This window comes from Methylobacterium sp. D54C, from assembly GCF_053345595.1.
The window spans coordinates 600,890-620,287 of sequence record NZ_JBKFAK010000002.1 but is presented as its reverse complement, the minus strand read 5'-3'; the positions used below and the strand labels follow the sequence as shown (position 1 = coordinate 620,287).

At 72.1% G+C, this 19,398-nt stretch carries 16 protein-coding genes; 9 read left to right on the top strand and 7 right to left on the bottom strand.

Annotated elements, in window-relative coordinates; genetic code table 11:
* Window positions 1-232 precede the first annotated feature (232 nt).
* Both ACLBYB_RS08315 and ACLBYB_RS08310 read left to right on the top strand, forming a co-directional pair.
* Window positions 233-1,018: a class II glutamine amidotransferase gene (locus ACLBYB_RS08315; RefSeq protein WP_020092942.1), complete on the top strand. Its 786-nt coding sequence runs from the start codon at window positions 233-235 to the stop codon at window positions 1,016-1,018.
* Window positions 1,019-1,119: 101 nt separating this feature from the next.
* A complete protein-coding gene (locus ACLBYB_RS08310; protein WP_447698472.1) occupies window positions 1,120-2,553 on the top strand; it encodes an NAD-dependent succinate-semialdehyde dehydrogenase in 1,434 nt (477 codons plus the stop codon).
* 39 nt (window positions 2,554-2,592) lie between these two features.
* Here the strand turns inward: ACLBYB_RS08310 and ACLBYB_RS08305 are convergent, their stop codons facing one another.
* Window positions 2,593-2,799: a SlyX family protein gene (locus ACLBYB_RS08305; RefSeq protein WP_447698471.1), complete on the bottom strand. Its 207-nt coding sequence runs from the start codon at window positions 2,797-2,799 to the stop codon at window positions 2,593-2,595.
* A 372-nt stretch (window positions 2,800-3,171) separates the two neighbouring features.
* On the opposite strand from ACLBYB_RS08305, the gene ACLBYB_RS08300 reads away from it, so the two are divergent.
* Window positions 3,172-4,647, top strand: coding sequence for a methyl-accepting chemotaxis protein (locus ACLBYB_RS08300; protein WP_447698470.1), 1,476 nt, complete (start codon window positions 3,172-3,174; stop codon window positions 4,645-4,647).
* Window positions 4,648-4,664: 17 nt separating this feature from the next.
* Here the strand turns inward: ACLBYB_RS08300 and ACLBYB_RS08295 are convergent, their stop codons facing one another.
* The 3 genes from ACLBYB_RS08295 to ACLBYB_RS08285 form a co-directional block, all read right to left on the bottom strand.
* Window positions 4,665-5,819 (bottom strand): diguanylate cyclase domain-containing protein, encoded by a 1,155-nt coding sequence (locus tag ACLBYB_RS08295; protein WP_447698469.1) that lies wholly within the window; start codon window positions 5,817-5,819, stop codon window positions 4,665-4,667.
* A 295-nt stretch (window positions 5,820-6,114) separates the two neighbouring features.
* Window positions 6,115-10,185, bottom strand: coding sequence for a Pls/PosA family non-ribosomal peptide synthetase (locus ACLBYB_RS08290; protein ID WP_447698468.1), 4,071 nt, complete (start codon window positions 10,183-10,185; stop codon window positions 6,115-6,117).
* Window positions 10,186-10,296: 111 nt separating this feature from the next.
* Entirely contained in the window at window positions 10,297-10,884 is a 588-nt protein-coding gene (locus ACLBYB_RS08285; RefSeq protein WP_020092948.1) for a histidine phosphatase family protein, read from the bottom strand.
* Window positions 10,885-10,980: 96 nt separating this feature from the next.
* Here ACLBYB_RS08285 and ACLBYB_RS08280 point away from each other — a divergent pair, with 96 nt between their 5' ends.
* A complete protein-coding gene (locus ACLBYB_RS08280) occupies window positions 10,981-11,973 on the top strand; it encodes a polyphosphate kinase 2 family protein (protein WP_020092949.1) in 993 nt (330 codons plus the stop codon).
* A 16-nt stretch (window positions 11,974-11,989) separates the two neighbouring features.
* Window positions 11,990-13,144, top strand: a complete 1,155-nt coding sequence (locus tag ACLBYB_RS08275) for an AAA family ATPase (RefSeq protein WP_447698467.1) — start codon at window positions 11,990-11,992, stop codon at window positions 13,142-13,144.
* A gap of 55 nt (window positions 13,145-13,199) precedes the next feature.
* Here ACLBYB_RS08275 and fabI read toward each other — a convergent pair whose 3' ends face one another.
* Together fabI and ACLBYB_RS08265 are read right to left on the bottom strand one after the other, a co-directional pair.
* Window positions 13,200-14,024 (bottom strand): enoyl-ACP reductase FabI, encoded by an 825-nt coding sequence (gene fabI, locus ACLBYB_RS08270; protein ID WP_132366064.1) that lies wholly within the window; start codon window positions 14,022-14,024, stop codon window positions 13,200-13,202.
* A 127-nt stretch (window positions 14,025-14,151) separates the two neighbouring features.
* Window positions 14,152-15,072 carry a DnaJ C-terminal domain-containing protein gene (locus ACLBYB_RS08265; protein WP_056531888.1) on the bottom strand — a complete coding sequence of 307 codons (921 nt, stop codon included), beginning with the start codon at window positions 15,070-15,072 and terminating at the stop codon, window positions 14,152-14,154.
* 231 nt (window positions 15,073-15,303) lie between these two features.
* Here ACLBYB_RS08265 and ACLBYB_RS08260 point away from each other — a divergent pair, with 231 nt between their 5' ends.
* The 4 genes from ACLBYB_RS08260 to ACLBYB_RS08245 are packed head-to-tail and all read left to right on the top strand — an operon-like array spanning window position 15,304 to window position 18,573.
* Window positions 15,304-15,687: a VOC family protein gene (locus ACLBYB_RS08260; protein WP_020092953.1), complete on the top strand. Its 384-nt coding sequence runs from the start codon at window positions 15,304-15,306 to the stop codon at window positions 15,685-15,687.
* A complete protein-coding gene (locus ACLBYB_RS08255; protein WP_447698466.1) occupies window positions 15,687-16,751 on the top strand; it encodes an iron ABC transporter substrate-binding protein in 1,065 nt (354 codons plus the stop codon). Before ACLBYB_RS08260 ends, ACLBYB_RS08255 begins: the two co-directional genes overlap by 1 nt.
* A complete protein-coding gene (locus ACLBYB_RS08250; protein ID WP_447698465.1) occupies window positions 16,748-17,800 on the top strand; it encodes a FecCD family ABC transporter permease in 1,053 nt (350 codons plus the stop codon). The genes ACLBYB_RS08255 and ACLBYB_RS08250 overlap by 4 nt, the downstream gene beginning before the upstream one ends.
* The gene (locus ACLBYB_RS08245; protein ID WP_447698464.1) at window positions 17,800-18,573 is read left to right on the top strand and encodes an ABC transporter ATP-binding protein; all 774 of its coding nucleotides are present in this window, start codon (window positions 17,800-17,802) and stop codon (window positions 18,571-18,573) included. Before ACLBYB_RS08250 ends, ACLBYB_RS08245 begins: the two co-directional genes overlap by 1 nt.
* 28 nt (window positions 18,574-18,601) lie before the next feature.
* On the opposite strand, the gene ACLBYB_RS08240 is transcribed toward ACLBYB_RS08245, so the two are convergent.
* Window positions 18,602-19,375: a Crp/Fnr family transcriptional regulator gene (locus tag ACLBYB_RS08240; RefSeq protein ID WP_427507430.1), complete on the bottom strand. Its 774-nt coding sequence runs from the start codon at window positions 19,373-19,375 to the stop codon at window positions 18,602-18,604.
* Window positions 19,376-19,398 lie beyond the last annotated feature (23 nt).

The window sequence follows — 19,398 nt, the reverse complement described above, 5'->3', positions numbered from 1 at the left end:
TTCATGAGGCGGCTCACAAGAGTCGCCTCGCTCGGACGGGGAATGCCTGCCCTGCGGACAGACGGCCCCAATTTCATGCGGAACGCACGAAAATGGCGCAGTTTCCGGGCGGTTAAGAAACTGTTCACCGGAGTGGACCGACTGTTAACGTCCTGCGACCGAACGTCCCCACCCGCGCGGGGGCGTCTCGCCGGACCGAACGCGGCCCACAGCTGAAGGATCATCGTCCGACATGTGCCGTTTCCTCGCCTACAGCGGTGAGCCGGTCTTCCTCTCCGACCTCGTCTGCGCGCCGACCCACTCGCTGGTGCACCAGTCGCTGCACGCCGACGAGGGGAAGACCGAGACCAACGGCGACGGATTCGGCATCGGCTGGTACGCCGAGCGGCCCGAGCCGGGTGTCTACCGCGACATCTCCCCGGCGTGGTCGGACGAGAACCTCGTGAACCTCTGCGGGCAGGTGCGGGCGCGGACGTTCTTCGCGCACGTGCGCGCCTCGACCGGGACGGCCACCGCCCGGGCCAACTGCCACCCCTTCGTGTTCGGCCGCCACCTGTTCATGCACAACGGCCAGATCGGCGGCTACCACCGGATCAAGCGGCGCCTCGAGGCGCTGATCCCGGATTCCTACTACGACCATCGCCGCGGCAGCACCGACTCGGAAGCGATCTTCCTCCTGGCGCTCGCCAACGGCCTCGAGGCGGACCCCGTCGGCGCGATGGCGCGGACGCTGAAGACCGTCCGCGAGTTGATGGAGTCGGCGAATGTCTGCGAGCCGCTGCGCTTCACCGCGCTGCTCACGGACGGCGAGACGCTGACCGCCTATCGCTGGGCCTGCGACGGCCGGCCGCCGAGCCTGTACTATCGCGAGGGGCCGGGCGGCATCGTGGTGGTGTCGGAGCCGATCGACGGCTGCCGCGAGGGCTGGCGGGTGGTCCCGAAGGGCGCGACCCTGCGCGCCCGCCACGGGACCGCGACGCTCGTCGAGGCGCCGGAGCCCGCCCGCGCCGCCGCCTGAATACAGACGGCCCCAGCCATGCCGCCGCGGGGATTGCCGGGGCGCGCCACATCGCCACATTCCGCCTGCGGCCGATGGTGCGGCCGAGCGGGAATCGACCGATGTATCCGGATACCGAGCTTCACATCGCCGGGCGCTGGCGCGCGGGTGCCGACCGGGACACCCTGGGCGTCCTGAACCCCGCCACGGGCGAGACGATCGGCCAGTGCGCGGTCGCCACCACGGCGGATCTCGACGAGGCCCTGGCGGCCGCCGCCCGCGCCTTCCCGGCCTGGCGCAAAGTCGCGCCCTTCGAGCGCGCCAAGGTGATGCGCAAGGCGGCCGACCTGCTGCGCGCCCGGGTCGACGAGATCGCCCGGATCATGACGCTGGAGCAGGGCAAGCCGCTCGCCGAGTCGCGTGTCGAGACCCTGGCGGCGGCCGACATCATCGACTGGTTCGCCGAGGAGGGTAAGCGCGCCTACGGCCGCGTCATCCCGGGCCGCGCCGACGGCGTGCTGCAGGCGGTGGTCCGCGAGGCGGTCGGGCCGGTGGCCTGCTTCACGCCCTGGAACTTCCCGATCAATCAGGCGGTCCGCAAGATCTCGGCGGCGCTCTGCACCGGATGCACGGTGATCCTGAAGGGCCCGGAGGACACGCCGGCGAGTTGCGCCGCCCTGGTCCGCGCCTTCCTGGATGCGGGCATCCCGGGCGACGCGCTCTCGCTGGTCTACGGCGATCCCGAAGCCATCTCGGCCTACCTGATCCCGCACCCGGTCATCCGGAAGATCTCGTTCACCGGCTCGACCGTGGTCGGCAAGAAGCTCGCGGCGCTCGCGGGCGAGCACATGAAGCGCGCCACGATGGAACTCGGCGGCCACGCCCCCGCGATCGTGTTCGGCGACGCCGACGTGGAGAAGGCGGTGGCCGTCCTGGCCCCCTCGAAGTTCCGCAATGCCGGCCAGGTCTGCGTCTCGCCGACCCGCTTCCTCGTGCACGATTCGGTCTTCGATCGCTTCGTCGAGGGCTTCACGACCTTCGCCAAGTCGGTGAAGGTCGGCGACGGGCTCGATCCCGAGACCAAGATGGGACCGCTGGTCCACGGGCGGCGCCTCGACGCCGTCACGGCGCTGGCGGCGGACGCCGAGTCCAGCGGCGCGACGCTGCGGGCGGGCGGCAAGCGCCTCGGCAACCAGGGCAATTTCTTCGAGCCGACGGTCTTCACCGAGGTGCCGCTGACCGCCCGGATCATGAACGAGGAGCCCTTCGGCCCCCTGGCGATGATCAACCGGTTCTCCGACGACGAGGAGGCGCTCACCGAGGCCAACCGCCTGCCCTACGGGCTCGCGGCCTACGCCTACACCCGCTCCGCCGAGCGCGCGGCGCGGGTGTCGAACGCGGTCGAGAGCGGCATGATCTCGATCAACCACCACGGCCTCGCCCTGCCCGAGACGCCGTTCGGCGGCGTCAAGGATTCGGGCTACGGCAGCGAGGGCGGCCCGGAGGCCCTCGACGCCTACCTGGTCACCAAGTTCGTCACGCAGGCGAATTTCTGACGCGCCGGCCGGCGCGCCGCGGCGCGCCGGCCCCTCCCCTCAGTAATGCGGCGGCGGCGGTTCCGGCCCGCGCGGCGCCGCGCGGGCGGCCGCCTCCTCCACCTGCTCCCGCAGCGTGTCGAGCTGCCGGACGAGCCGGTCGATCACCCGCCACTGCTCGGTCACGGTCCGGTTCAGATCCTCGATCGTCGCGTCCTGCTCGGTCAGGCGCATCTCCAGGCGGTCGATCCGTGTCGCCTCGTCCATGTCGGGTCTCCAGGCAGTGCCGTGTCGCGAGCTGTCCCCGCCCCGATCGTCTCGGACCGCCGGCGTTCTACGCTCCTCCTAACGCAGGCCGCGCGCCGAACAACCCGACGGACCGCCTCCAGCCATGACCAGTCGAGAACGCCCATCGGTCGATGTATAGGCTCGAAGACCGATAATGGCGCAAAAGTGATTTATATCTCGGTTATCTTTCTCGTTTGTATAAATGCATTTTGCGACGATCAACTGCTCTACTACAACTTTCTCGCACTCTCATTGAGCCCGTTTCATGACGAGAGCACGCCATTGACGGTTTTTTAAGCGCGTCTCCTCATGATCGTCCGCACTTTACAGATCAGGCGGGCACGGGCTCCGATGGCGATGTTTGGTTCACGCGACGACGCCCTCCTCGCGGCGATCGACCGGACGATGGCGCGGGTGGAATTCGACCTCGACGGCACCGTCACCGACGCGAACGCCGTGTTCCTCGACCTCGTCGGCTACACGCTCGACGAAGTCCGGGGCCAGCATCACAGAATGTTCGTGCCTGAGGCCGACAGGTCCGGTCCGAACTACAGCGCCTTCTGGGACCGGCTGCGCGCCGGTCAGCACGAGGCGCGTGCCTTTCCGCGGGTGACGAAAGCCGGCCAGACCGTGTGGATCCAGGGCTCTTACAACCCGATCCTCGACCGCCGCGGCAAGCCCACCAAGGTCGTCAAGCTCGCCACCGACATCACCGCGGAACGCGCCCGCAACGCGCTCCACGCCGGTCAGGTCGAAGCGCTCAACCGTTCGCAGGCGGTGATCTGCTTCGCCCTCGACGGGACGATCACGGATGCCAACAGCAACTTCCTGTCCACGATGGGCTACACGCTGGAGGAGATCCGCGGGCGGCATCACCGCATGTTCATGGCGCCGGCGGAGGCGGCCAGCCCGGACTACACGGCTTTCTGGGCCGCGCTCGGCAACGGCCAGTACCAGGCGGGCGAGTTCCGGCGCGTCGGGAAGGACGGCCGCACCGTCTGGATCTTCGGCGCGTACAATCCGATCCTCGACGCCGACGGCAAGCCCTGCGCGGTGGTGAAGTTCGCCACCGACGTGACCCGGCAGGTCGAAGACCGCCAGCGCCGGGCCGAGGGGCAGCGCGCGATCGACGCCGACATCGCGGCGATCCGCGATTCGATGAGCCGGGTGGTCCGGCAGGCGGACGAGACCGCGGAGGCCTCGAGCCGGACAAGCCGCAACGTCGATGCGGTCGCTGCGGGTTCGGAGGAGTTCGCCGCCTCGATCGAGGAACTCAGCCGTCACGCGATGCAGGCGAAATCCTCCGTCGATCTGGTCGTTTCCCGCGCCGAGGAGGCGGGGGCGATCGTCGTGGGGCTGACCGGCGCCGCGGACCGGATCGGGGCGGCGGTGAGCCTGATCCGGTCCATCGCCGACCAGACGAACCTACTGGCGCTGAACGCCACGATCGAGGCGGCCCGGGCCGGAGCGGCCGGCAAGGGCTTCGCGGTCGTCGCCGCCGAGGTGAAGGCGCTCGCCGAGCAGACCGCCAAGGCCACCGGCGAGATCGGAACCCAGATCGCCGCCGTGCAGGCCGAGACCTCCCGGGCCGTCTCGGCGATCGACGGGATCGGCGCCACGATCGAGCAACTCAGCGCGATCTCGCTCAGCGTCTCGTCGGCCGTGACCGAGCAGGCCGCGGTGACCCGCGACATGACCGAGAACATGCAGTCGGCGGCGCAGGGCGTCGCGGCGATCCACACCGCCATGGCGGAGATCGCCTCCTCGGCGAGCGTCGTCGACGCCTCGGTGCGCAAGGTCTCGGAGGCGGCGCGCGCCCTCGCGTGAGCCGGCCCGGCAGGACCTCAGGCCGCGCGGGTGGCGGCCGGATCGGCCACGGAGATCCGGTCCCGTCCGCCATTCTTGGCGGCGTAGAGCGCGGCGTCGGCCCGCTGCATCAGCAGGTCGAACGCGATGCCGGGGCGCGCCTGCGCGATCCCGATACTGACGCTGACGCGCAAGGCCGGAAGCTCGGGAACCGCGAGTTGCGCGAAGGTCTGGCGCAGCTCCTCGGCCCGGGCCAGGGCCTCGGCGGGCGAGACGTCCGGCAGGAGGCACGCGAACTCCTCACCGCCGAGGCGGCCCAGCAGGGCCTCCCGCGGCAGCAGGGTCGACGCCATGGTGCAGAAGCCGACGAGGACCGCGTCGCCGACGCCGTGGCCGAAGCGGTCGTTGACGGCCTTGAACCGGTCGAGGTCGAACAGCAGCAGGGCGGCGTCGCCGTGCCGCGCCATGGCGTCCGCGGCGGCCCCGGCGAAGGCCCGGCGGTTGCGCACGCCCGTCAGCGCGTCGGTGGAGGCAGCGATGCGCTGCTCCCGCTCGGCCCGCTCCTTGACCAGCGCCATGAAGGTGAAGGCCGAGGCGATCGAGAACATCAGGGTGACGAAGCACAGGATCGCCACCCAGTGCGACGCGAGCGGGCTGAGACCCGGCTGCGGGGGCGCCACCAGCGTCGCGGGGATCCGCACGATGTAGAAGCTGCCGTGCAGTCCCAGGATGATGGCGGCGGCGATCCGGGAGGCGAGCCGCTCGGCGCGACCGCGCCAGATCTCCGCGGCCGCGGCGCAGCAATAGAGCGCCGCGGTGCCCGAGGCGTAGATGATGCGGGCCTCGATCGACGCGTAGAAGGTCGGGATCAGGCACAGGACGCACCAGCCGAGGGCGCCGGCCATGGCGATGCCCACCCGCGGCTCCCGATGCTCGAAGGAGCGGACGCCGCTCCAGATGAGGCCGTAGGCGGCGAGCACCACGGCATTGGCCAAGCCCACCGAGATCAGGTCGGGGATCTGGTTGCGCATCGCGAGGCCGGCCGATCCGGCCGCGCCCACGAGATGCGCCGCGCCCCAGTAGGCGAGCACCCGGGATTCGGGCGCCTGCCGCCACGAGGCCATGAAGAGCGTGCCGACCAGGAAGGTCGTCGCCGCGCTGACGACCAGCAGGGTGGCGGGATCGAGTTGCACGGACGCCTGTCTATCCTCGACCCGGACGTTAGCCGCCCCCGCCCCCGCGTCGCACTATGGCCGAGCAACGATACGAGCCGGCAGAGTATATCGCTCTATCTTGCCGGAAGCCACTGTAAGCTAGATTAGAACGGCCAACCGGGACGAGGGTGCTAGTACACCGGCATATTCGTCCCGGAGCCTGCCGGGTCTCCCGTGCTGAGTGCCGCAGGGTCGCCGACTCTGACCTCGGCGCGGGCCCGCCCCCGCACGGCCCCGGAACGCCGGGGCCGGAACGCGCGGTGCGGCCCGCCCGTCAGGCGCGGTGGATCACCGGGACCGCGGGCGCGCCCTCCCACTCGGTGTTGGCGGGGATCGACTCGCCCTTCATGACGATGGTGAGCGGGCGCAGCCGGGCGAAATCGCCCACCTTGGTGTCGTAGAGCACGGTCGAGAACGCACCCACCGAGACGCCGCGCCCGACGACGACGCGGCCGATCTTCATGATCCGGTCCTCGTAGAGGTGCGTCTGCAGTGCCGAGACGCGGTTGATCGTGGCGTAGTCGCCGATGGTGACGCAGTCGAATTCGGTGATGTCGGTGGTGAGCATGCAGACGCCCTTGCCGACCTTCACGCCGAACAGCCGGAGCACCCAGGGCAGGAAGGGCGTGCCCTGGAGGTGCTCGAGCAGCACCTTGCCGGCGAGCCCCCAGTAGGCCACCGCGATCGCCTCGGTGCGCATCGCCCACCACGACCACATCGGCTGCATGCCGGGCTTGTAGACGCCCATCAGCAGCCACTTCATCGCGATGACCGCCGAGGACTGGATCAGCGCGATGGCGACGCTCGCACCGACGAAGCTGTAAGCCAGACCCCACCAGTCCTGCTCCAGGATGGCCGGGTAGAAGTACCAGTCGATCGCCGTGATCGCGAGGGTGATGTAGAGCATCGGCGAGAACGAGGTCGCGAAGGCCTCGAAGACGCCGCGCCGGATCTTCGGCCACGCGCCGGGCTCGTAGGTCTGGGCGGTCGAGCCGAGATCGACCTTCTGGCGGGCCGGCAGCCGGATCGGCGGCGAGCCGAACCACGTCTCGCCGGGGCTCATCGCGGCGTTCTCGGGCGGCTTCGACTTGATGCCGATGAGAACGTCGTCGGGGATGACGGCGCCGGGCGGCACAACGGCGTCATTGCCGACGAAGACCCGGGCGCCGGTGCGCACCGGCTCCAGGTGCATCCAGCCGCGCCGGATCTCCTCCTCGCCGTACACCACCTCGTCGGCGATGAAGTTCTTCGCGCCGACCTCGGCGAGGTCGTAGCGGCCCGCGAGGTTGGTCGAGATCTCGGCGCCGTGGCCCATATTGGCGCCCATCAGCCGGTACCAGGCCCGCATGTAGACGGTCGCGAACAGCGACGAGAGCGTCTCCAGGGTGACCTCGACGGCGAGCGCCAGCGACCATTTCCGCAGGTAGAACAGCGAGTGGACCGAGTAGGTGCCGGAGCGGGTCCGCGGCAGCACCACCCAGCGGATGCCGGCGATCAGCAGCACCGTGCCGGCGGTCATCAGCATGGCGGTCGGCCAGGTGAGGATCGGCAGGTACCAGTGGTAGTCGATGTCGGTGATGTCGGAGAGCGAGTCCGAGATCTGGTCGAAGATGAAGAAGGCCGGGAAGATCGGCAGCAGACCCACCGCGGGGATCGCGCCGAGCAGCACCACGTAGGCCGCCATGAACGCCGCGCGGCGCGCGAAGGAGGCCTCGGCGGGGGGGGGCAGCTCCGCGGGGTCGACCATCCCGACCTTGCGGCCGGGCGAGCCGTCCCACCGCTCGGCCGCGCCCACCCGCGAGCCCGTGGGGATCGTGGTGAGGTCGGCGATCTCCGCCTGCGGCCCGATCACCGCGTCGTGGCTGATCACGCAGGAGGTGCCGACCGCCGCGTCCGCGCCGATCTCGACCCTGCCGATGACCAGCTCGTTGCCGACGATTTCCGCGTTGGCGATGACGAGGCGGCCGCCCAGGGACGCGCCGTCCCCGATGGTCAGGAGGTCGGCCGCGCCGATCTCGATGTCGGAGATGAGCGTGTCGCGTCCGACCTTCGCACCCATCAGCCGGAGGTAGACGGCGATCGCGGGCGAGCCCTGGAGCCACTTCACGTGGACGAGGGGCGCCAGTCGCTGCGCGAGCCACCAGCGATAATAGTAGGTGCCCCAGAGCGGGTACCGGCCCGGCTTGGTCCGGCCGAGGATCAGCCACTTGCCGGCGACCGCCGCGACCGCGGTCACGCCGTTGATCGCCACGTAGACGAGGAGCAGCACGCCGAGTTCGGCGAAGAAGCTCAGGCCTCCGCCGGTGAGCAGCAGGTAGGTCACGAACATGCCGAGCCACTGCGCGGTGGCCAGCGCGATCACGAAGGGCAGCGCGACGAGCTGCCCGAGGCCGCACAGCGCCCGGCGCAGCAGCGGCGGCGGCGCGAAGCTCAGGTCGCGGGTCGCGGCCCCGGCGCCCATGCCGCCCGTGCGGGCGATGAGCGCGTCGGCCATCGCCCGCACGGTGCGCAGGGCGTAGACGTCCGGCAGCGTGATGCCGGCCAGCGGCGGGTTCTCGCGCACCGCCGAGACGAAGCGCGCGGCGAGCAGCGAGTGGCCGCCGAGATCGGCGAAGAAGTCGCCCTCAAGGGCGATCGGCTGGTTGCCGAAGATCTGCTTGGCCGCGGCGACCAGGGCCGCCTCGGTCTCGTTGGCGGGCGTCTCCTGCTCTCCGTCAGCGGCGACCACCGTGAGCGGGGCGACCTTGAGTGCCTTGCGGTCGACCTTGCCGGACGTGAGCCTGGGCAGAGTCTCGGCCACCTCGAAATGGCCGGGCACCATGTAGGGCGGCATCTGCCCGGCGAGGGTCCGGCGCAGGGCGGCGGCGTCGATGGACCGGCCGCGCTCCGGGATCAGGAAGGCGACGAGGCGGTCGACGCCGTCGTCGTTCCGCAGCACGACGGCGGCCTGGTTGACGTCGGGCACCGCCCGGATCCGGGACTCGATCTCGCCGAGTTCCACGCGGAAGCCGCGGATCTTCACCTGGTCGTCGATCCGGCCGTGGAACACGATCCGGCCGGCGGCGTCGAGGGAGACCGCGTCGCCCGAGCGGTAGAGCACCGGGTCGGTCCCGTCCGACGCGAACGGGTTGGCGATGAATTTCTCCGCGGTCAGCTCGGGACGGGCGAGGTAGCCCCGCGCCACGCCGGGACCACCGATCAGCAGCTCGCCCTGCTGGTCTCGGCCGAGCAGGGTCAGATCCTCGCCAGCGACGTAGACGGAGTAGTTCGGGATCGGGCCGCCGATGGTCACCGGCTCGCCGGGCCGCATCTCGGCCGCGGTGGCCACCACGGTGGCCTCCGTCGGGCCGTAGGTGTTGAACAGCTGGCGGCCGCCGGTCGCCCAGCGGGCGATCAGCGGCTCGGGCAGCGCCTCGCCGCCGAGCAGGACGAGGCGCACCCGCGGCAGGTCGCCGGAGATCATCGCCAGGAGCGTCGGGACGGTGTCGAGCACCGTGATCCCCTCGGCCTCCAGGATGCCGGGGAGCGATTCCAGGTCGCCCATCATGACGGGGCTCGCCACGAACAGGGTCGCGCCCACGAGATACGGCACCCAGATCTCCTCCATCGAGAGATCGAAGGCCACCGAGGCGCCCTGGAAGACCACGTCGTCGGCGCGCATCCCGTAGAGGGCGTTCCCGGACCGCAGGAAGTGGCAGATGTTGGCGTGGCTGATGACGATGCCCTTGGGCACGCCGGTCGAGCCCGAGGTGTAGATCAGGTAGGCGGGGTGCTCGGGTGTCAGCCCGGCCGCGCGCGGATCGGGCAGCGGCGCGCCGGCGGGCGTCCCGGAGTCGAGATCGGCGGGCGTCAGGGCCGGGGCGGCGTCGGGCGCCGCCGCGGCGAGCGCCGGGGAGACCAGCAGCGCCTTCGCGCCCGCGTCGGCGAGGCACACGCCCACCCGGTCCGCCGGCGCCTCGGCGTCGAAGGGCAGCCAGGCCGCGCCCGACATCGTGATGCCGATCTGCGCCACGAGGAGGTCCGGGCCACGGGCCATCCAGAGGCCAACGATGTCACCCAGCCCGATGCCGCGATGGGCGAGGCCAGCGGCGATCCGGCCGGCCCGGGCGGCGACCTCCGCGTAGGTCAGGTGCGGGTGGACGCCCCCGGCGCCGACGCCGGCGCCGTCGACCAGGCAGGGATGATCGGGCCGGGTCTCGGCCGCGTGCAGGAAGATCTCGGCCAGGACCTCGTCGCGGATGAGGTCGGGCCGGTGGTCGCCGCGCAGGATCGCCGCCGCGGCTCCGAGAGGCGCGGGCTCCCCGGCCGTCGGTCCGGGCCGGGTCTTCTCGGCGACGTCGCTCATCCGCTGCTCCGCTGGCCGCCCGCTCGGGCCGGCGCCTGTCCTGGCCGCCGCCCTATAGCCTGCCGATCATGCCGTTATCGAGGCGGCTTTGCACTGCGCCGGCGCACGGGATCAAGCCCAGCGCCAGCCACCGGGCTCGAGGATCAGGACCTCGCCCTGGCGGATGCCCAGGCGGGGCGCCGCGTAGACGTCGAGGTGGCCGAGGGCGACCAGCGCTGCCCGCGCGACGCCGCCATGGGCGACGATGACCGTGTCCCGCTCCAGCCCCGCGATCATCGGCCCGACGCGCTCGACGAGGCCGGCATAGCTCTCCGCGCCGAGGCCGGGCGGGCGGTAGTGCCAGCGGTCCCGGTCGCGGCCGGCGGCCCCGGCCGGGTCGCGGCGGCGGATCTCCGCCCAGGTGGAGCCTTCCCAGCTGCCGAAACCGATCTCCCGCAGGCGCGGGTCGACGCGGTACGCCTCGGGCGGCAGGCCGAGGGCGCCCCGCAGGATCTCCATGGTGCGCCGGGTGCGCTTGAGCGGGCTCGCGACGAAATCGGCCTCTGCCAGGGCCGGCCCCGCCGCGGCGGCGAGGCGCTCCGCCACGGCCGCGGCCTGTGCCTCCCCCTGGGCATTGAGGTCGGTGTCGCGCCCGCCCTGGAGGCGCCCCTCGGCGTTCCAGGCGGTCTGGCCGTGCCGGATGAAGTAGATCGTACCCAACCGTCTCAACCCCGTCCTGCACAGGCGTCCGGAACAGCCTGGACTACCGGCCGTTCTCGCCGGCGGTCGGCAATATCCGGAACTAGGTCCTGCCCCATGTCCAAGAAGCACGGCAAGCATCATCGCGGCCACAAACGCGGTGACGGCATGACAGGTGAGGCTGATCTGCATGGCGCCACCGTGGATCACCGCCCGTCGACGGCCCGCTGGGCCGGCAGCGTCGACAGCGTGGCCGAATCCGTCCCGGCGGCGCTCGGCCGGCACGGGCCCGTACCGATCCGCCCGGCGCCCGGCATCGTGGCGGTCGAACCGGGGGCGCCCTTCGATCTCGGCACGGTCGATCCCGACGACGTCGGCGGTCTCGACAAGGACTGGGCCAAGGACGCCCTCGCCCAGGAGCGGGCGCGCATCGTCGCCCTCCAGGAGCGCCTCTACGCGGAGCGCGCCCGGAGCCTCCTGCTGGTGTTCCAGGCGATCGACACGGGCGGCAAGGACGGCACGATCCGGTCGGTGCTCAAGGGGGTGAACCCCCAGGGCTGCGCGGTGGCCTCGTTCAAGGTGCCCTCGAGCGAGGAGCTCGATCACGACTTCCTGTGGCGCTACCACGCCCGGGTGCCGGGGCGCGGCATGATCGGTGTGTTCAACCGCAGCCACTACGAGGACGTGCTCGTCGTGCGGGTGAAAGGCCTCGTGCCGGACGCGGTCTGGCAGAGCCGCTACGGCCGGATAAACGATTTCGAGCGCCTGCTCACCGAGTCGGGCACGACGGTCGTGAAGTTCTTCCTGCACATCTCCAAGGCGGAGCAGAAGCGGCGCCTGGAGGCCCGGATCGCCGACCCCGAGAAGCACTGGAAGTTCGACCCGGCCGACCTGGTCGAGCGGAAATCCTGGGACGCCTACCAGCAGGCCTTCGCGGACGCCCTCGGCCGCTGCTCGACGCCCGAGGCGCCCTGGCTGGTGGTGCCGGCCAACCACAAGTGGTTCCGCAACTACGTGATTGCCCGGACCGTGGCGGATACGCTGGAGGCCATGGACCCGCGATTCCCCGAGGCCGCCAAAGGCATCGCGGATCTGACGGTCCCCGACTGACGCGGGAGAATCCGGGATGCTGGTGGTTCGAGAGGTCGCGGTCTCGGGCTACCGCTCGCTGCGGCGGATCGGCTTCCCGGTCGACGCGCTGTCGGTCTTCGTCGGCGGCAACGGCACCGGCAAAACCAACCTCTACCGGGCCCTGGAGCTGCTGCAGGCCGCCGCCCGGGGCACCCTCACCCGCGACCTCGCCGCCGAGGGCGGCATGGACTCCGCCCTCTGGGCCGGCCGCCGGCGGCAGGGCGAGGCGGCGCGGATCCGCCTGTCGGCCACCCTGCGCCACGACACGATCGGGCAGGAATTCGTCTACGCCGTCGAGATCGGGCTGGTGCAGCAGGTCGGCGGGACGACCTTCGGCGCCGCCTTCCGGAAGGAGCCGCAGGTCAAGGCCGAGCGCCTGACGGTCCGCACCCGCGGCCGCGCGGCCGTGATCCTCGATCGCGACGGGCGGAGCGGCTTCGTCCGGGACGCGGAGGGCCGCAAGCGCACCCTCGGCGGCGACCTGCTGCCGACCGAGACCGCCCTCGGCAGCCTCCTCGACGCCACCGGCCATCCCGAGATCGCCGTGGTCCGCCTCGCCCTGGCGGGGTGGCGCTTCCACCACGATTTCCGGACGGATGCCGAGTCGCCCCTGCGCCGGCCATGCCTCGCGGTGACGACGCCGACCCTCGCGTCCGACGGCGCGGACCTCGCCGCCGTCTTCGCCACCCTGGCGCATATCCGGGAGGACACGACCGAGATCGACGAGGCCGTCGACGGCGCCTTCCCGGGCGCGGCACTCGTGCTGCCGGAGCCGGGCCGTCACGCGCGCTTCGGCCTGCGCTTCCCCGACTTCCCGGGCCGGACCTTCGATCCGCCGGAACTGTCGGACGGCACCCTGCGCTACCTCGCCCTGGCCGGCGCGCTGCTCGGCTACCGGCTGCCGCCGTTCATCGCGCTGAACGAGCCCGAGACCAGCCTGCATCCCGATCTCATGGATCCGCTGGCGCGGCTGATCGCGCGGGCCGCGGAGCGCACGCAGGTCTGGCTCGTCACGCACTCGGAGCGGCTGGCGGCCGGCATCGCGGAGCACGGGAAGGTCCGGCCGCGCACCGTCATCAAGCGCGACGGCGAGACCTGGATCGACGGGCTCACGCTCTCGGGGGAGTTCGACGAGGGGGAGGACGCGTGAGCCGCACCGGGCCGCTCACGCCTCAGGTCTGGGCCGCCGCGACGAGCGACCCGTCTCAGTCCTTGTCGAGGGTTAGATCCGGTGCCTCGGGATTCTTCATGCCGACGACGTGGTAGCCGGCATCCACGTGGAGGATCTCGCCGGTCATGCCGGCCGCCATGTCGGAGACGAGGTAGGACGCGGTCTCCCCGACCTCCCCGATCGTCACGGTCCGGCGCAGGGGCGCGTTGTACTCGTTCCACTTCAGGATGTAGCGGAAATCGCCGATCCCGGAGGCCGCGAGGGTCTTGATCGGGCCGGCCGAGATGGCGTTGACCCGGATGTTCTTCGGGCCGAGATCGGCCGCGAGGTAGCGCACCGACGCCTCGAGCGCTGCCTTGGCGACGCCCATGACGTTGTAGTGCGGCATCCACTTCTCGGCGCCGTAATAGGTCAGCGTCACCAGCGAGCCGCCCGGGCGCATGATCTTCTCGGCGCGCTGGGCCACGGCGGTGAACGAGTAGCAGGAGACCAGGAGCGACTTGGTGAAGTTGTCCTCGGAGGTCTCGATGTAGCGGCCGGTCAGCTCGTCCTTGTCGGAGAAGGCAACGCAGTGGACGACGAAGTCGATGCCGTCCGGGAAGACCCTGGCGGCCTCCGCGAAGACCGCGTCGATCGTGGCCGACTCGGTGACGTCGCAGTGCCCGATTACGTGGGCGTCGAGTTCCTTGGCCAGGGGCTCGACGCGCTTGCGCAGGGCGTCGCCCTGGTAGGTGAAGGCCAGTTCGGCCCCGTGGGCGCGGGCGCTGCGGGCGATGCCCCAGGCGATCGAGCGGTTGTTGGCGACCCCGAGGACGATGCCCCGCTTGCCCGCCAGAAGGCCCTGCCCGTGTTCCGCCATGATCGATCCCGAAGCCGCGCGACCCCTCTCGGGGCCGGGGGGCCTCCTTAGCGGAGGCGGCCCGGCGACGGAAGTCCGGGACGCCGCCGAGCGCCTTCATGCGCGCCCCGGTGGCTACGCCGGCGCGTCAGGCCGCGTTGGCCGCCCGGCGGCCGCGGGCGAATTCGGTCAGTGCCGCGTCCTCGCCCTCCGGCAGGACGATCGCCGTCGTGGCGAACAGGTCGCCGCGGGTGCCGTCCTTCTTCGGAAGCCCCTTGCCGCGCAGGCGGAAGGTGCGGCCGGAACTCGTCATCGCCGGGATCTTCATCTCGACGGCGCCGGTGAGCGTCGGCACGCGGATCGTGCCGCCGAGCACGGCATCCTCCAGCGGGACGTCGACGCTGGTGCGCAGGTCGGCCCCCTCGACGGTGAAGCGCGGGTGCGGCCGGATCCTGATGGTAAGGAGGGCGTCGCCCGGCTCGGCCCGGAGGCCGCCGCTCTGGCCGAGGCCGCGCAGTCGGATGGTCTGGCCGTCGACCACGCCGCGGGGAATCACGACGTCGACCTCACGGCCCGTGGGCAGGGCGAGGCGCAGCTTCTCCTCGCTGGCGACCTGCTCCAGCGTCACCAGCAGCTCCGCGGCGACGTCCTCGCCCCTGGCCGCCTGGCGCTGGCCGCCCGGACCGGCCCCGCCGGCGCGGAACGCTTCCCCGAAGATGTGCGAGAAAATGTCCTCGCCCATCCCGCCGCCGCCGCCGCGCTGCGCGCGCGCCATGTTCTCGAAATCGAAATTGCCCCCGCGCCCGCCGCCGAAGCCGCCGAACCCCTCGAAGCCGGTCGCGCGCGGCTTGCCCTCGGCGTCGATCTCGCCGCGGTCGAACTGCTTGCGCTTCTCGGAATCGCCCAGGATCTCGTAGGCCGAATTCGCCTCGGCGAACCGGTCCTTGGCCTTGGCGTCGTTCTTGTTGCGATCGGGGTGGAAGTCCTTGGCGAGCTTGCGATAGGCCTTCTTGATCTCGGCCTCGCTCGCCCCCTTGGCCACGCCCAGCACGTCGTAGGGATTGCGCATGGATCTCTTGGCTGTGCGGTTGGCTGTGCGATGTGGGTTCGCAACCGGGATGTGGGATGGATGTTGCATCCCTGCAACGGTTCTGGCGGCGAAAGTCTGCGGGTTCGGGCCGAACGTCAAGCGGCCGATCTCGCCGCGGCTCCGCGCCGGCCCTATCGTCGGACACGGCGCGGAACGGCGCCTCCGGGCCGGGGGCCGCGCCCGTCTGGATCACCTGAAACCGGAGAGCCGATGCACTACGCCTGCGACCACCTCCACCTGCGCAGCCGCGACGCCGTCGCGGCCGCCTCCTTCTACGTCGAGACCTTCGGGGCCCGGGAGGTGAAGCGCGTCGGCGCGGACCCGGTGCAGCGCGTCGTGCTCGACCTCGGCGGCCTCGCCGTCTTCATCGAGCAGGCCCCGGACGAGATCGCGCCGGCGACCGCCACGCCCTGCCTCGGGATCGAGCATTTCGGGCTGCGCGTCGCCGACATCGAGGCCGCGATGGCCGATCTCACCGCCCGGGGCGTGCCCGTGCGGACCGGCATCACGGAGCGCGGCCCCGGCCTCCGGATCGCCTTCGTGGAGGGCCCCGACGGGGCGCTGATCGAGATCCTGGAGCGGAAATCCGCCTGATGGCGCCGCGACCCGCGCGCCGCCGCGCCCTCACCGCGGCGCTGATCCTGCTGCTGGCGGCGTCCGGCGGGGCGGCGGCGCGCCCGTTCACGGACGCGGCCGGCCGCACGGTCGAACTCCCCGAACGGGTCGGGCGGGTGCTCGCCGCGGGACCGCCGGCCGCGGTGCTGCTCTACACGCTGGCGCCCGACCTCATGGCCGGCTGGGTGAGCGCCCCGCATCCCGAGGCGCTGCCCTTCCTCGCGCCCCGGACCCGGGCCCTCCCCGCCTACGGCCGCCTGACCGGGCGCGGCGGCACGGCGAACGTCGAGGCGGTGCTGGCCGCCAAACCGGACCTGATCGTGGATTCGGGCAGCCTCGGGCCGACCTACGCGTCGCTCGCCGACCGGGTCCAGGCGCAGACCGGGATCCCCTACATCCTGCTCGACGGCAGCTTCGCGAAGACACCGGAGGCGTATCGGCAGCTCGGCGCGGCCCTGGGCCGTCAGTCCGACGCGGACGCCCTGGCGGCGGAGGCCCAGAGCCTCGCCGACACGGTGGACCGCGCCGTCGCGATGGTCCCGGAGGACAAGCGGCCCCGGGTCTACTACGCGCGCGGGCCGCGCGGGCTGGAGACGGGGTTCGCCGGCTCGATCAACACCGAGCTGGTCGAGGCCGCCGGCGGCCGCAACGTCGCGCAGGACGGGGGCGGCCGCCTCGGCAACGTCTCGCCCGAGCAGGTGCTCGCCTGGAACCCCGACGTGATCGTCACCCTCGACCCGGCCTTCGCGGCCGGGCTGCGCGTCGACCCGCTGTGGCGGGACGTCCGGGCCGTGCGGACCGGGCGGGTCTACGTGGCGCCGCTCCAGCCTTTCCCGTGGTTCGACGCCCCGCCGGGGGTCAACCGGCTGATCGGCCTGCGCTGGCTGGCGGCCCGACTTCATCCGGACCTGTTCCCGCAACCGATGCCCGAGGTGGTGCGCGCCTTCTACGGCCGCTTCTACCATGTCGACCTCGATTTCGGTCAGGCCGATGCCCTCCTCGGCCCGACGCCGCCTGGCGCCCCCCCGGGCCCGGCGCGGTGAGTCGCGTCCCGGCCGCCGCCGAGACGATCCGGGCGCGCACCCGCCTCCTCCTGCCCGCGGCGCTGCTGGCCGGTCTCGCCCTGCTGGCGCTGACCGCCGTGGCGCTGGCGGTCGGCAAGTACCCGGTCGCGCCCGCCGACCTCGCCGCGATCCTCGGCCACCGGCTGCTCGGGCTGCCCCTCCGGGTTCCGGCGACGGCGGAGACGGTCGTGATGCAGGTGCGCCTGCCCCGGGTGATCGCCGCGCTGGTCGTCGGCGCGGCCCTGTCGGCCGCGGGGGCGACCTACCAGGGCCTGTTCCGCAACCCGCTGGTCTCGCCCGACATCCTCGGCGTCTCAGCCGGCGCCGGGCTCGGCGCCGTCCTGGGGATCTATCTCGGCCTGCCGGTGGCACCGATCCAGGCCCTGGCCTTCCTGGGCGGGCTCGGCGCCGTCGCGGCGGTGTACGGCGTCGGCCTCGCCGTGCGGCGGCACGACCCGGTCCTGACGCTGGTCCTCGCCGGCGTCGCGGTCGGCGCGGTGCTCGGGGCGGGCATCTCGCTCCTCAAGGTGCTGGCCGATCCCTACAACCAGCTGCCGGCGATCACCTTCTGGCTCCTCGGCAGCCTGTCCTCGGTCACCCTCGGCGACGTCGCCGCCACCCTGCCGATGCTGCTGCTCGGCCTCGTGCCGCTGGTGCTGCTGCGCTGGCGCATGAACCTGATGAGCCTCGGCGACGCGGAGGCGCGGGCCCTCGGCGTGGAGACGCGGGTGCTGCGCCCCGTCCTGATCGCCGGCGCGACCCTGATCACGGCGGCGGCCGTGGCGATGACCGGGGTCATCGGCTGGATCGGGCTGATCGTGCCGCACGTCGCCCGGCTGCTGGTCGGGCCGGATTACCGCCGCCTGCTGCCCGCCTCGCTCGTCCTCGGGGCGGGCTACCTCGTGCTGGTCGACCTGATCGCCCGCAATCTCGGCACCGTCGAGGTGCCCCTCGGCATCCTGACGGCCCTGGTCGGGGCGCCGTTCTTCCTCTGGCTGCTGGCATCCGGGCGCCGGGGCTTCAGCTGATGCTGCTCCAGGTCCGGGACCTCGCCTTCGGCTACGGCAGCCGGATCGTCGGCCACGACGTGTCGTTCGACCTCGCCGCCGGCGAGGTGCTGTGCCTCGTCGGGCCGAACGGCGGCGGCAAGACCACGCTGTTCCAGACGCTGCTCGGCCTGCTGCCCGCCCGCGCCGGGCGGGTGATCCTCGACGGCACCGACCTGTCGCGCGTGTCGCGGAAAGCCGTCGCCCGCACCATCGCCGCCGTGCCGCAGGCGCACGCGGCGTACTTCCCGTTCATGGTGCGCGAAGTCGTCGTGATGGGCCGGGCGAGCTGGCTCGGCCCGTTCGCCGCCCCCGGGCCGTCGGACGTCGCGGTCGCCGAGCGGGCGCTGGCCGCGCTCGGGATCGGGCATCTCGCCGATCAGGTCTACACCGAGATCAGCGGCGGCGAGCGCCAGCTCGCGCTGATCGCGCGGGCGCTCAGCGGCGAGCCACGGCTCCTCGTCATGGACGAGCCGACCGCGAGCCTCGATTTCGGCAACCAGGCCCGCGTCCTCGGGCAGGTCCGCCGCCTCGCCGAGGCCGGCATCGCCGTGCTGTTCTCGACGCACGATCCCGGGCACGCCCTGCTCTGCGCCGACCGCCTCATCGCCCTGCACGCGGGCCGCCTCGTCGCCGACGGACCCGCCGCCGCGACGGTCACGCCGGAGCTGCTGCGCCTGATCTACGGGATCGACGTGGTGGTGGCGCCGGTGCCGGGCCTCGCGGCGCCGGTCTGCGTGCCGGTCGTTGCCTGACGTGGTCGACGGATCGCGGGCCGGTCCCTCACCCGGCGCGCGACAGCGTCTCGACCGGCTCGGTCCGGCGGGGCTCCTCGGCCCGGAAAACCGCGCCGAGCACCGCCTCGCACTGCATCCGCACGCGGGCGTGGCACTCGCAGGCGGCGTTCGAGACCGCCCGGCGGTCGAGGATCGTGATGCGCCCGCGGCCGACCCGGATGAGGCCCTGCTCCTGCAGCACCCGCAGGATCCGCGTGAGGTAGGTCCGCTGGACCCCCAGCATGGAGGCCAGGACCTCGTGCGTGATCGGGAGGGTGTCGCCGCCCGTCCGGTCCTGCAGCGACAGCAGCCAGCGCAGGCAGCGCTGCTCGATCGGGTGCAGGGCGTTGCAGGCCGCGATCTGGAACAGCTGAGCCAGGAAGCAGTCGGCGTAGCGCGCGAACAGGTCGCGGAGCGTCGATGACTCGAGCTCGGCCTGCCGGAGCCGCGCCGCGTCGAGGCGCAAAGCCGCGCCGCCGATCTGCGCCAGCCCGCTGACCGCGGGAGGCAGCCGCCCCTCGCCGATGATCCCGCCGATCGCGCCCTCGTGCCCGACGCTCGCGACCTCGGCCGTCCGGCCGTCCCGCGTGGCGACGATCAGCGCCACGACGGTCTGGTCGCGGGGGAAGATGACGTGGCTCGCCGCGGCGCCCGCCGCCAGCGCCGTATCCCCCTTGGCGAAGGTCACCGGCTCCAGGTGGGGGGCGATCAGGGCGCGATCCGAACCCGGCAGCGCGTCGAGGAGCAGGTTGCCGGTGGAGGCGGCAGAGTCGATCGGCATGGGGGACGGAGAGGTGCGGGAGG